Raw genomic sequence first — 14475 nt, 5'->3', positions numbered from 1 at the left:
CGCTTTACGGTCGCCTGTTATGCCTTACTCAGAAACCCCGCCAGCGTTCCCAGCAGCGTCACCCCATCGACACCATCCGGATCGGCTGCCTCCAGCGATGCCGGCAGCACGTCCGGATTATTGCCCTCCCACAGCGGCTTGATGTCGCCCAGTCCGCCTTGCTCGAGCATGTTGCGCACCACGCCGAAGGCGCTACGCGGTTGCGCCAGCGCGACCCATTCGGCACTGGCATTGACCGGGCCGGTGGCCACCGCAATGCCGAGCCGCGTCGCCATCAGCGCGCGCCGGAAATCGCGCAATTTCTTCGAATAGCCATCCTCGATGACCCGGTCGAACGACGCCAGATCAGCCGCGCCATCGAAGGTCATCCCGCGCCGGCGGAAGTGGCTGGTGCCGACCAGGCTGTAGACATCGTCGACAACGATCACCGACGAGCGTATTGCCGTGCTTCGTCCCGGAAAACCGACCGGATGAAACACCGCCAGCCGCGCCTGCAACGCCAGCGGAAACGCGGCCACCAGATTCTTGCGCGCGGCCAGCGCCTGCTGCACGAAGGTCTCGAAATTCATTGGTGGCGGCGTTTGTGCAAAGTCGGTTTCGCGCGGCAGGGCGACGACCACGTGCAAGCCCTTGTGCGCCGTCATCCGGTCGATGATGACCTGGGCCAGATCCAGCGCATGTTTTTGCGGCGCACCGGCCACCGCGGTGCGGGCGAACTGCGCACCTTCGATATAGATCAGTTCGCGCGCTTCGCCGAGCGCGCGGCGCAGCGACCAGAGTGCATCGCGCCGGCCATTTTTGGCGACGAAATATTCGCGCCGCACTTGCGCCAGCAAGCGGTCGCCATTGGCCAGCGTGATCATCGGTGGCGTGCCGCCCGGATTGATCGCGTTACTGATGAAGTTGACGATGTCCTGCACTGCCGTCGGATTGGCGAAGGCACTTTCGGGGGCCAGCGACAGCTCCGGATTTTCGCAAATGCCGGCCACGGTCTGCAGTGCGGCACCGATGCCGGTGCCGGCATTCGGCGCGGCATCGGTGGCCGGTGTCGCCGGTTCGTTCATGTTGTCGCCGACCCCAAAAATCAGCCAGCCATCGAGCAGCGCCGGCGCACCCGGAAACGGGATAGGCGGTTTCGCCCGGCGCAGCGCATGCCACGCAAAATCATAGGCCAGCGCGCCGCTGACACTCGCTCCCGCCGCATGCACGTCCGGCCCGGCCGGATTGCCCGGATTGCCTAGCGCATGCGCCGCCGAACGCGACTCCGGCATCCAGCGCGCGCCGGTCACGACTGCTTGCCACGACAGCGCACCATTGGTCGCCGCCGCGTCCGGAATGCCGGCCGCCACCACGGTCTCGAAGCGCGCCATCAGCGGCAGTCGCGGACCGGTGCGCGGCACGCCTTCGGACGCCAGCCCGCGTGAAATCGTCGCCAGCGTGCCACCGCCGGCCGGCACGATTGCGCGGGGCAAACCGAATAGCGGCACCGCACACCAGCCCTGCATCGACAGGGGCACCAGCGGCAAGCGGTCGGTGCCGCCGAAGGCATTGACCACCGGCACGCCACCGGTGCCGAGCGGCAGGCGGATACCGCTCCAGAGCCGGCGCTTGCCGGCACGCGGCGTAATCACGATGTCGAGATCCAGCGCCGCGCCGGCCGGATGCGGATCACCGGCACCCAGTCCGAGTGGATTGACCAGCAGGATTTGCAGTGGCGTGACGCCATCGGCCAGTGCCGCGCCGCCATCGCCACGCACGAAGGACGGCTGGTTACCGATGCTTTCGATCTCGATGAAGCGGCGCGTGTAGGCCCGCACATGCGCATCCTTCGTCGTGGCCGCTGCGGGAATGGTCAGCAGCACATCCTGCGATGGCGATGCCAGCCATTGCGCGGTCGCGCCGGTGGCCGGCGAGACATTGCCGACCATCCCGGGCGCACCGGCCGCCGCCGGAAGCGCCGGCCAGCCGACGCTGTTGCCCGGTGCCGGCAACGGTGGCAAGCCGACCGACGCAAACGCCGGCGAGCAAGCCATCACCATGCCGGTTCCAGCCGCGGCAAAGCGCGCCAGCACGCCATCGATGGCTGCCAGCGTGTTGAGTCCGTCGACGGTGTAATTGATCGCGATGCGGTCGCGCACCGGTGGCAGGATGTCGGTCGGCGTGTTGGCGTCATCGCCGGGGATCGCGTTGCGGGTCGCCGCCAGCCGGTTGCCCAGCAAATGCCACTCGGGATCGACGACGACCACGCGCAGGAACTGGCGCGGCAATTGCGGTGCGGCGATGCTGGCAAACGGTGGTGCGGCTAGCGCGGCGGGCAGTACCGGCAGCGCCAGTGGTGCACGCGACAGCGTGCCGCGCGTGGCGTAACCGAAGCGCAAGCGGCCACCATCGCCGGCATCGGCTGCGATGGTCTGGCCGGCAGTCAGCAGCGCGTAGCCGTTGGCGTGATCGATTGCCGCATTGGTCGGTGGCGCGCCCGGCGTGACCACATTCAGAAAATTCGCTGCCAGCGTGGTGCGGTACAGGCCGCCGTGCAAGTCGGCGAACTGCACCAGGTTGCCGGTAGCCAGCGCACTGATCGGCGTCAGGCCGCCGGCATCGCCTGGCGCGCCGGTGGCCTTTGCGTAGCGCAGGCCGGGCAGGCCGGTGATCAGGTCGGCGAACAGGGCCGCCACCGCAACCGGGCAAATAATCAGGCCGCGGTTGTCATGGAACGAAATCACCACCGGTGCCGGCAACGGCGTGCCCAGCGGGGCCGGGACCGTGTCGCCGGCTTCGATGCGGCGCGGGGTTTCGTTCGGTACGCCGCCCAGTCGCAATAGCATCGTCACCGGCAACGGATGCATCAGTTGGCCCGACGGCGCAAGGCGCGCACTGGCCAGCCGGAACAGCCGCTCTGCCGCATGCGGATGCAGCGCAATCACGCCGCAGGGCGCATCAATCGGCGCGCCTTGCGCATCGGTGTAGTCATGGCCATGCGGCAGCCAGCGCAACAGGCCGAGGAAGGGACTGCACAGTTGCGTCACCGACAGCGTCAGCGCAGCGGCATTGAACACCGGTACGGCGTTCGCCGACCAGCGCGGTGCCAGCAACAGCGACGTCAGGCCGAGCGACTCGAGGCCATCGCTTTGCAAGCGGTTCTGGGCTTGTGCGGTGGTGAACCGGGTGATGTTCATGTCGCGACCTCTTCGGAAAAACGACCATCGGGTGCGGTGATGCGTACCGTCACGCTGGTGACCTTGCCATCGACGACCAGCGCATAGCTGGTGCTGCCATGCACACCGTTCTGGCGTTCGAGTTTCCAGGGATGCGCGGGGGTCGGTGCCGGCGCGGTGCCGGCTGGCGCGATGTCGCCCAGCGCCAGTTCGATCTGCAGGGTTTTTGGACCGATGCCGCCGATGCCACCGATGCTGCCGATGCCGGCCAATGCCCCTATGCCACTGATCACCCTGGTGTCGTCAGGTACCGGTTTGCGCAGGATGGCGGCCACCGATCCGCGTGCACTGCCGCCGCTGATCACTGTTGGTCGGGGCAACGGCAATGGCACGGGTTTCGGCGGGCCGATGATTTTGGTCGATAGCACCAGCGTGACGCGTACCCGGTAGCGGCCGCCGGCACGCAAGCCGGCCGGTGCACCGGAATGCCAGCTGATGTTGCTGATGCCACCGACATGTGTCAGGTTCAGGTCCAGCACGTCCGGCAGCGGATCGACTGGGCCGGCAGGGATCGTGATGCTGCGCTCGGTAATGCGACCGAGCGGATCGGCCAGCCGGACCAGGCAGCCGACGCGGTCATCGACCGAGCCGCGTTTGAGCAGCACCGCGTAACTGGCCGGTACCGCAGGCACCGCGCTGGTTCGCCACATGCCGGTGACGACGGGTGCGGCGGTGGCAACGGTGTCGAGCGTGGCGGCGGCCAGTAACAAGGAGGGCTGTGTTGTCTGTGACGGACCATCGAGCACGGCAGCATCGACGACCAGCTTGTGCGGCCCCAGCGCGGTAACGGCGATCGGCGCTCTGCTGGTGAAATGTAGCAGCACGTCGCCCAGCGGTCCGCCGGCCCATTCGGCCGTGATGGCCGACAGGTCGGGCGGGCCATCGGGCGGGATCACCAGCGACATCGCATTCGATGGCGGCGAGCGCCCCGGCAACAGTGCCCGGTCGTCATCCTTGTGGGCCCAGGCGACGGCGCGGTACCAGAGTTTTTTCCAGGAGCCGTCCGGACTGTCGGTGCCGCTGGCACTGGCCAGCGCGGTCGGGCGCAATGGCACTGGCGTGACGGTCCATGCGCCTGCGCTGGCAGCGATCACCGCCACCGGCGGGCCCATCGTGTCGAGCATCATCGCCGCCGCTTCGACGCGGGTCCGGTACAGCTCATAGCGGCTGACGGTGGCTCCGGGCTGGCTGGTCAGGTCGACGTGGACCGTAAATTTCGGTACGCCGACGGCGCGTTCGATGCGGCGGATTTCAAGCAGCGGCGCGGCTGGACTGACGATACCGGCGGCGGCAATGGCGAGGATGCGCTCGTCGGCTTCGTCGGTCGTCGGCCAGGCTGATTCGATGTTGCCGGCGTTGACCGCGACCATCGTGTACAGATGAATTTCCTTGCTGCCGCGCGGCAGGATCAGGTCGGTGGTGGTGGCTTTGAGTGCTTCGGCATTGAGCCGGGTGAAGACGTGGCGGTGGGTGTCGGCGGCCAGCAGGTTGCGCAGCACCGCCAGCCGTTCGGTGTAGGTACGGGTCGGGTCGGGTGCCGGCGCGGTGGCGCCATTGACCGCACCCAGAATCGCACTTTCGGTCGAGTGATAGACAAAGTACCCGACCGCGCCGCTGCTCGGTGCCCACGATACCCGCGCATGATGTTCGCCACGGGCATCCGCCAGGCTGGCGCGCTGGACCAGTTCGGGCGGTGCCGGCACCGGCGGGATCGGGTCGGAGGCATAGGCGATATTCGGCCCCGGCTCGACGCCGGAACCTGAGATCAGCGGTGCCAGCCACGCACTGGTGCGCAGCGGTGCCGCGCGTTCCTGTACCCGCGCCCAAAGCGCAACGCCGACATGACCGACGCTGCCGTAGTCGAGGTTCAGGCTGCTGATCGTGATCTTGTAGCGCCGCACATCGTCGGCACCGACCGGCCCCGGCGTGACCGGCTGGCCGTCAAGGTCGAAGTAATCGACGCTGACACTGGCGGGCAAGCCGGTCGCGCTGTCGCCGGCGAACGTGATCAGCAGCGGCGCGCCCGGCGCCAGTGCCAGCGCGCTCTGGATGCCGGCCGGCACTGTCAGGTCGGGCGGCGGCGTGTAGGACCGTTGCGGTGCGGCGAACAGGCGGCAGCGCAACTCGATTTGCTGCGGGCGCCGCACTTGCCAATCCCAGGCTAGTTCGATCGTCAGCGTGCCCGGACAGACGCGGCCGCTGGCGGGAACGGCGGCATCGAGCGCGCACTTGAGGATGCGCGGACGGTCCGGTGCCGGCTGACCATCGGTGTAGTCGACGATGCCCCAATGCGACCACTGGCCCCAGATATCCTGCAGCGCAATGCCGTAGCGTTCGGCCAGTCCAGCCGTCGTTAGCGGCAGCGACAGGCTATCGTCAACCCCCGAGTGGCGGCTCTGTTCCTTGTCTTTCGCATTGCGCGTCAGCGTGATCGGTGCATAGCCGCCGCTGGGACGCACGCGCATGATCGCACTGGCCGTCGTGGCTGGTTGCGCCGGTTGGGCGCGCGCCATCGCAAAGCCGCTGGTGGTGAGCATCTTCAAGCGCGGCAGGCGATTCCAGGACACCCGTGCCGCGCTGGTCCAGGGCAGGTCGGGCGCGGCGGGCCGGTTGCGCGACTGGACTTGCGCGAGCAGGCTGGCCGGTACTGGTGGCTGCACGGGCAAGCTCGCGCCTATGGCCAGTGCCGCCATTTCCAGTGCCGGGGATTGGCCATCCATTCCCTTGTCCCAGATCGCCGTGATCATGAAGTCGGGCAGCCGGTTGCCGGTGGTGCTGGCCATAACTGCGATGGTCGGGGTGTCGATGGGACCGATCTGGCTGATCAATTGCGATGCCTCGTAGGCGGTGCCGAAGCCGAGCGCCAGCGCCATCAGCGGATCGGATCCGGCCGCCACGAGCGTCAGGCCGAGCGGCGGCAGCGTGGCCTGTGACGGATCCGACAAGGTACCGCCGGAACCGCTCGGACCCGGAATGGCGACGGTGTTGCGCTGGCGCGGTTGCAGCACCGGGGCCAGTTTCATGACCGGATGCAGGCGCGGCAGCAAGTCCTTGTGCAGCTCCTTGATCAGGCCGTCGAAGTCGGGCAGTTCCCAGCGCGGTGCCGGATTGATACCGACTTTGTCATCCCAGCCGAAGGCCGGCGCACCGCGGCGCAAGCGGTCGCGTGCGGCATCGACCGGCGAGCCCGGCGCAGTCGCCATGCCTTGCTTGTCGGCGTGGCGTTCAACATCGGCCCATGCGGTCTGATCGACCGGCAAGCCGACGATCTCGAGCAGTCGCCAGTCATCGGCATTGGCGTAATCAGTCGCGCTGACACCGGTGATCTTGCTGATGCTGACGCCGCCGGCACCACCATTGGTGCTAATCGCCAGACCGGTGATCGACGTGCCGCCCAGCACCACGGTCTGGTTGCCGGCACCGATGGTCTTCAGGTTCTCGATCGTATCGACTCCGGCCGGGCCATTGAGCGCGATGATGTTGGCCGGGCCGCTGACCGTGAGCGTGACGGCGACATACACCAACTGGCTACCGAACCACCAGGCAATGGTGGCGCCGTCCTGGTTCAGATAAGTAAAAAACGGCAGGTCTTTGGCTTGCTTGAACGACGGTTGCCGGGCCCAGACCTGGAAGGCAGCACTGGGCATGCCGATATCGGCATCCGGCAGCAAGGGCGACAACTGCGGATTGATCGACCAGCGCAATTGCGCGACGGCGGTGGTCTCCAGCTTGCGCCGCTGCCAGTCTGTCAGCCAGGATGGATCGGACTCGTCGCGACTGCGGCTGATGCGCATCCAGTCGGTGATGGCGGCACGGGCATGGAACCGGAATGGATCAACGAGGCGGGTCATGCTTCCTCCCAGGGGGCGCTCAGTAGCGAGACATAAGTGATCTTGACCGGGGCGGCCGGTACCGACGGATCGTTCAGATAGGGCTCGGGAAACTGGGTCCGCTTGAGGCCCAGCGCGAGGCCCTTGCCGCGACTGCCGGGTTTCAGGATCACGATGGCGCGCTGGCCGCCCGGTGCCGGAATGATCTTCGCGACCACGTCGGGCGAGCCGGCCAGTTGCTGCAGTTGCAGCCAGACCGCTGGTTTCATTTCGTAGCGCTGCGGTGCATCCGGCACCGGATCGACGACCTTGGTCGGGATCAGGCGGCTGCGCCAGAGTGGTTCCGGCGCGTCGATGATCACTGCCACCGGTTGCGGGATTGCGGCCGGCGTGGCTTGTTCCCATAGCGCGATCAGGCGCGGCGCACTTGGCGTGCCCATCGGTTCCAGACCGGCCGCCAGCATCGCTTCGTCGAGCTGGCTACCTTGCGGATCATGGCCGGCGAAGGTCGCCGCCAGCGTGGCCAGCTTGCCCGGTTGGGCGTAGCGGTGTTCGGGCCGCGTGCCGAGGAAGGTATTGGCGAATTCGCCGAGGGTGCCGAAAGCCGAGGTCGAGAACCCGCGCCGGTAGACCAGCTTGCCGATGGTGTCGTCGGGCGCACCGAGGTCGACGTATTCGATGTCGACGATGTAATCGGTGGTCGGGTCCAGCGGGATCGGGATGTCGATCCTGCTGTGGCGCGTAACGCTGCCGTTGACCGGCACGCAGGGTTTGTCCTTGAGCAGGTCGCGCAGGCTGTCTTCCCACGGCGACAGGATGCTGCCGGGCAGTTTGACCAGCGTGGCCTCGGTGATCGGATACGGATGCGGCACCGCCGGCGTCGACACCGGTCGGCGGAACGACGCGGCCTTGATGCGTACCTGCAGCTTCTTGCCATACGCCTTGTAGAGTTCGCTGACATCGTTGGTCGCGAAGACGAATGACAGCCGCTCTTTGCCGAAGACATGACTTTCGCCGTCCTCGGGGAAGGTGATCAGCACCCATGGATCGAGCGCTTGCGGCGGCAACGCATCGGTACGGAAATGGAAGGTGCGGCTGTCGGGGGTGGGCGCGATGGCGGCGGTTTCGGTGGCGTTCGGGCGGGCATCCTGCGTCGATTGCCGTACCTGCCAGGTGGCCTTGACTTGATACGCGGTATCGGGTTTCAGCAGTGCATGGCCGGCACTGTCTTCGGCAAAGACGGCGTCGAGCGCACCGCGATTACGCTTGACGGTTTTGGTATCCCAGTCGTGCCGGCGGACTTCGGCGCCGCTCATCAGTTCGATCGCCGAGACATAAAACGGCCGGAACAGGAAACGTTGCTGGTCGGTATTGATCGGCTCGTTGCGGCTCTGGCCGATCTCGATGGTCGCCACTTTAGCTTGCCCTTTCAGTTCGACCAGCACCGGTACGTAGGCCTTGATCGTGGTGCTGGCGACGCTCGGGATCCCGCCCAGCCGGGCCAGGAATCCGGCCGCCAGCTGGACATCGTCATGCCAGGGTCCGGACAGACTGAGCCATTCGGCCGGTATCGGTTTGGCCGGTACGATGTCGGCGACCGTGATGGCTTGTTCGTCGAGCAGATTGCCTTTGCTGTCGCGCTGGCGCACCAGCAGCGTTTTTTTGCTGACGATGGTGTTGAGGACGAATAGCAGCAGGCGACCGGCGACGATCTCGCCGCTGTGCAGCACGACCGAATTGAACAGGTCGGGCGGCTGGAAGCCGAGTACTTTCCACGCTTGCTCGACGGTCTTGCCATCGGCCGGATCGCCGAGCGCGATCACGCGGCCATCGTCGAGCATCGGGCTGGCCAGCGCCTTGGACTGGCAACGTGCCGGTTCGGTAGTGGCGGCGGGGGTGTTCATTCCGGACCCGGAGAGCGTCGCACTGAGCCATTCGGCGCGGCTGACCGCGAGGCCGGATTGCAGCCTTGCGGTCGCCGTCGACCAACTGGTCGGGCTGTCGGGAATTACTTCGAGGAGTTTGCGACCGGCGACCATGTCGACCTGTTCGCGCACCAGTTCGCGCTGGTCGAGACGGGCGGCGCGGCGGGCGGCGACGGCATCGATGCGCACTGGTGCAGCGACGACTGGCGTCGCGGCAATCGCACCGCGCCCGGCGATCCCCGGGGGACCATCGGCCTGGCTGTCGCGCGGGCAGGGTGCGGCGACGCCATCGACGAAGGCCGGATAGATGCCGCGCTTGCGGTCGATGACGTCGACGCCGCAGCGCCAGGCTTCGGTGACGCGCAAGGTGGTCGACGGTACTTGTGAACGCACCGTGTCGGCCGGATCGGGCCAGGCTTCGCCATCGAGCAGCCAGCCGTCGGCTGACGGACCAAGTGGCTCGAAGCGGAAAGTCCACAGCACCGAAGTCGGTGGCGCGGCCTGGTCGCAGACGGTGCCCCAGCGTTCCTCGATGGTCTGTTCCTGGAAGGTGCTGCGGGTGAATGCTTTGGGCGTGGCCGTCGGTATCCACGACAGCAAGGCCAGCTGCACTTCGATGTTGTCGGCCGTCGGGTCTTTCAGCGTCCACCAGACCGACGGCGTGTCGCCGGCACCGATCGCACCGGTCAGTTCGACGGCGGTCAGGTCGTAGCGCACCCAGTTCTTGCCTTGTTGTTGCCAGCCGCCTTCTTTCGCACCGGGATCATTGAGCGGGGTCTTGCCGAAGAAAGTCAGCGTGTCATCGATCGGTGGCACCGACAGCATCAGCACCGGAATCGCATCGATAGGCACCACTGGCACGTCCGGACCGGCAGTTTGCGGCGCGGTGCCGATCGCACCGTCGATGGGGCGACCGGTGCCGGTGCCCAGCACCAGAGCCGGCGAGCGCGAGATCAGTTTCAGGTCGCGTACCAGCGGCGGCGCCGGCAATTGCGGCACGCTGCTGGCACCGAGGTGGAAGCTGACACAGCCTTCGATGCTGAAGAAGAACAGGTCGATCTCGCCGCAGATTTCGCCATCGATGCTGGAGATGCGTTTGCGCCGGCCGTCCGGCAACAGCTCTTCGCCGACATCGACGATCAGTTCGGCATAGGCGCTGATGCTGATGATGAACAGCACCAGTTCGCCGCGGATGAACAGTTTGCCGGCAAGACGGAATGGCTCGAAACCGATCACTGCATCGAAGCCGGCACTGATGCGCAAGTACAGTCGCACCGACACGTTGCCCCACACGAAGGCGGCGCGCAGACCGGTGCCGATGGCAAAGCCAAAGACCTGCGGCAGGCTCGCTTCGGGGTAGGCCGGCAAGCCGTCACCGGAAATCATCAGGTAGCCCGAGGCATCGATGACGCCGAAGATCATGGCCTGGATCGGGTCGCTGCGCTGGCCCAGATAGAGGTGCCAGTCGCCGCCTTTCTTGAGGTTGAAGAAGGCTTCGACCGGGATGCGGATCTTGATCAGCGGGTCGACCGTGTAATCGGCGACGATACCGATGGTCAGCGTGCCGCGCCCCGCGTCGAGGTCGATGACGGCCAATAGGTTGCCTTCGGCATTCTTGTTCTTGAGCGCCGGCATCGGTTGCAACAGGCGCGCTTTCATCATCAGCAGGATGCGCGGGCCGGGCAGTTCGAGCAGCAGCACACCTTTCAGGTTGAATAGCACGCTGCTGCCCATCGTGCCGACGGTGGCGCCGACGCCGAAGGCCCAGCGGTCGATTTGCGGGGTCCAGGCGGAGGGCTTGGTCGGGTCACCCTCGGCGCGGTTTTTGAGCCAGTCGAGCGCCATGGTCGGGCCGCTCAGGCCGGCTTCGTCGCGGCCGTAATTCATCGCGAACATGCCAAGGAAACCATAAATACCAAGACCCGATCCGCCCAGCGGAATCGCGACCGGCAGCTCGAGATCCATCGCAATAAACACGCCGGTTGCACCGGGCAGGTTGGCGATTTTGAGTGTGGCGCGCACACGGGTATTGATCGGCACCAGTTGCAGATCGAGGCTGCCGCCGATTTCTGCGCCGAGTTCGAAGTTGCCCTTGCCGATCAGCACGCCGGGGATGTTGACGCCGGCACCGAAGGCGGTCAGTTCGACGCCGACCGGGTCGCTGAACTTGATGCGTACGCGAGCGCGGTCGAACGAGATGACACCGAGATCGAGGTTCAGGCCGAGGTCGATCTCGAACGACAGCGGATTGGTGCGGGCGATGCGCGCGCCGAGGATGCGGATCAGTTGCCCGAGCGGGTCCGGCACGCTGATCGCGCCGGGGCTGGACAGGTCGATGGTGTAACCCTTCGAGGCATCGAACACCGGCCGGAACTGGAAATTACGCTCGCCCGGGCTGTTCCCGAAGCGCATGCCGATGGCCTTGTAGCGCACCACCAGCGGTGCCTTGCGCGGGATCGTCAGCAGGCTGATGCCGCCTATCTGTACGTCGGCCGACAGCGCCGTTTCGACATCGGCCAGCAGCGCCACTTCGGTGCCGTTGCTGCGCTTGCGCACGGTGATCTCGCCACCCCACAAAATCACCCGTTCGACATTGAAAAAGCCAGCTTGCGCCAGCCCGGTCGCGAGCGCCACGCCGCCCACCGCCAGCACCGCCGGCACCATGTCGCCGGAAGCCGGATTGGCCGGCGACGTGGCGTCGAGCAGCGGCGCGAACAGCGCGGTCATGCCGAGCAGGTTGCGCCCGAAGTTGGGGCCTTGCAGCGCTTGTCCCGGCAACTGGCCGGTCATCAGCAAGCCATCCTTGTCGGCCGGATCGGCACCGAGATAGGCCAGAGCGGTCCAGTCGCCGGTGGCGTTATCGATCTGGAACACGATGCGGGCCTTGACGATGCCATCGGCCGGGTTGCTGCCCATGCCGCGCAGCGTCGGTTCGGCCCCGGCGCTACCGCCGTTTTGCTGGATGAACTGTTCGGACGGGGTGTTGATATCGAACTCGCCATCGATTTCGACGGCGACGAATTCATCGCGCACGATGCGTACTTTGGCACCGAGCGAGCGGAACCAGCTTGGCGGCGTCGGATCGGTCGGAGCCGGGTCGGGCGTCTGCGGCGGTTGCACCGGCGTGCTGGTCGAGCCGCGCGTGACGGTGCCGGTGGTGACGGTACCGGCCAGCGGTGCTGCCGGTAACACGGCGTCGGCGCGCCAGTTGGTGCGGCGCGTGTTCAGGTCGGCAGTGCCGGTCGGGCCTTTGCCCAGCAGCGTGAACGTGAAGTTCTTGGCCGGGTTGATGGAGCGCAGGATGTGGCCGAAGGCTTCGGCGCGACGGCGCGAGAGCAGGAAGTTGTAGTCGAGGTCGGCCGGATCGTTTTCATTGCTGGCCCAGCCGGTGATGGCGATCGTCGCGCCTGCCGGCACCGCATTGACGCGCGCGCTGTAGGCGTCGATCACATGCTGGCCGCTGAACGGGCTTTCGGGGGCGGCGGTCACTGCCGCGCCGCTGCTGGAATTGTCGGGGTTCAGTGCGTACGGATTGGGCAGCGGGCCTAGCGTGCCGGGCAAGCCGGCGACATGGTCGATGGTGGTGGAGGGATCGTGTTCGGCCAGATGACTATTGGTCGGACGATCGAAGCGGAAATACGCGCTGACGGTTTCCGGGCCGGCACCGACGGCGGCGGTAGTGGCCTTGATCGCGGCGGTTTCGTTGGGGCCGAGCGGGATTGTCACGCTTGGACCATTGGAGGCGATGACTGCGCCGCCGGGCGGCTTGCGTACTTCCCAGGCGGTCAGTGGATCGGGCGGGTCCAGCGTCAGCGAAATGGTGGCGTCGGTGCGGGCCAGCAGGCGCAGCGACGGCGCGCCGACCGCAAGCGCGTCGCGCGTGATCGTGTCGGTGGTGAAGTTGGCTTGTGCCACGGTGGCCGGTGCCGGCAGCGCATTGCCGGGACGCGGGCCGGCGTTGATGGTCAGCGTCGCCGGCGTCGCCGGCGTGCCGCCATCGGTGACGCTCAGTGCGATCACGCCGGCGTTGTCGCTGCCGAGGTCGACGTCGAAAATATTCGGTTGTCCGGCCACCGGCGACAGTGGCGTGCCATCGAGCGTTGCAGTGTAGGTGTACGGTGGCCGCCGACCGGCGGCGTCGACCACCATGCGGGTACTGCGCGGTAGCATCGCGGTCGCCGTCGTACCGGATCGCGTGATGCCGAACGGCTGATTGCCGGGACCGTAGAAGCGCGCCGAGACACCGAGCGCGCTGCCCTGATTGATCACCGATAGCGCGAAGTCGCCGGTGATGCCTGGCGTGCTGCCGAGGCCGATCAGCAAGTTGCTGGCGCCGGCCGAGACCGCGAAATCATTCATGCCGTGGGGCGCGACGAACAGGCGCACGATGGGCAAATACAGGCCGGTCCAGCTGTCGTCGTAGCCGAACTGTTCGAGGATGTCGGGCGGTGTGTAACCATCGGACAGGTCGAGTACGGCGCTGCGAAAACCGAAGCCGACCACGCGCGAATCACCGATGAACGCATACGGCGGATCCATCGTGATCAGTTCGGCGCTGGCCATATCGCCGCCATCGTCGAGGCCGGTGGCACCGACGCTGAGGATGTCGAAGTTCAGATTGCCCGCTGCATCCTGCGCCAGTTGCATGCGCAGTTTGGGTAGCGAGAACGACACCGTCGGATGGGCCGGATCGGGTTCGAGCAAGCCATCGGCGCGCAGCCTGGCGCCCTTGAGCATGGGCGGGCGCAGCACCACGGTGGTCAGCAGCATGTTCAGCGTGAACTGCGCGCCGGGGTAGTCGGACACCGGCACATCGAGCGGCATCGCATCGATCACGTCGAACACGTTGGCGGTGGTGGCGGGGATGCCGGTGGCACCGGCGATGAGGGGCGAGCCGATGCGCGGGGCGAAAAATTCGAAGGCGATTTGCGTATCGCGGATATCGATCCACGGGTCGCGCCGGGTGGGATCATCTTGCGGATGGACGCCGCCGGCGGTGGCGTCGAGCGTGAAACGGGCGTTCGGGAGGTCGAGTACCGGACGGGCCGATACCGCGAATTTGGCGACACCACGGATCGTGTTGCCCTCGGCCGAGCCGGTCGCTTCATAGTGATCGACATAGATCGCACCCAGCGCCACCTGCCAGTCGCCAAGTGTGGTGCCGAGTAATTGGTACGGCGAAATCAGGTCAAGCAGCGAGAGCGCGGTGGCGGGCATGGCAGTCCCCTGTGATGTGGAACGTGAGAGTCGACATCGGACGGCAATGGCAACCGGGCATAGTTATCTATCGCTCTCCGATCAGGGATCGATGGCGGCGAGATTACAATTTACGTTGTTCAATCAGGGGGAGTTCGGGTATCGGATGGCTTGTTGAGGCGTGTCAAAAGCGGTGGGGTCGAGTGCGGTGGTGGTGGGGTTTGGGGGGTGAAAGACGAAGCGGGTATGCGGCCGCGGGCAAAAGCGGACCGGTTTGGCGATGTGGAGTGCTATCCGGTCAGGTCACTG

Annotated in this window: 3 protein-coding genes; all 3 read right to left on the bottom strand. The window is 66.3% G+C overall.

The window, feature by feature from the left end; genetic code table 11:
* Window positions 1–17: 17 nt before the first annotated feature.
* Genes RHM62_RS18435 through RHM62_RS18425 form a run of 3 tightly spaced genes read right to left on the bottom strand, consistent with a single transcriptional unit; the run spans window position 18 to window position 14187 of the window.
* Complete coding sequence (locus tag RHM62_RS18435; RefSeq protein ID WP_322123477.1) at window positions 18–3176, bottom strand: hypothetical protein; 3159 nt, start codon at window positions 3174–3176, stop codon at window positions 18–20.
* Window positions 3173–7066: a hypothetical protein gene (locus tag RHM62_RS18430; protein WP_322123476.1), complete on the bottom strand. Its 3894-nt coding sequence runs from the start codon at window positions 7064–7066 to the stop codon at window positions 3173–3175. The genes RHM62_RS18435 and RHM62_RS18430 overlap by 4 nt, the downstream gene beginning before the upstream one ends.
* Window positions 7063–14187, bottom strand: a complete 7125-nt coding sequence (locus RHM62_RS18425; protein ID WP_322123475.1) for a hypothetical protein — start codon at window positions 14185–14187, stop codon at window positions 7063–7065. Before RHM62_RS18425 ends, RHM62_RS18430 begins: the two co-directional genes overlap by 4 nt.
* Window positions 14188–14475: the final 288 nt, after the last annotated feature.

The organism is Actimicrobium sp. CCC2.4 (genome assembly GCF_034347385.1).
In the GTDB taxonomy this organism is placed as follows: Bacteria; Pseudomonadota; Gammaproteobacteria; order Burkholderiales; family Burkholderiaceae_D; genus Actimicrobium.
The sequence above is the reverse complement of the archived record's forward strand: the minus strand, read 5'-3'. Positions and strand labels throughout refer to the sequence as shown.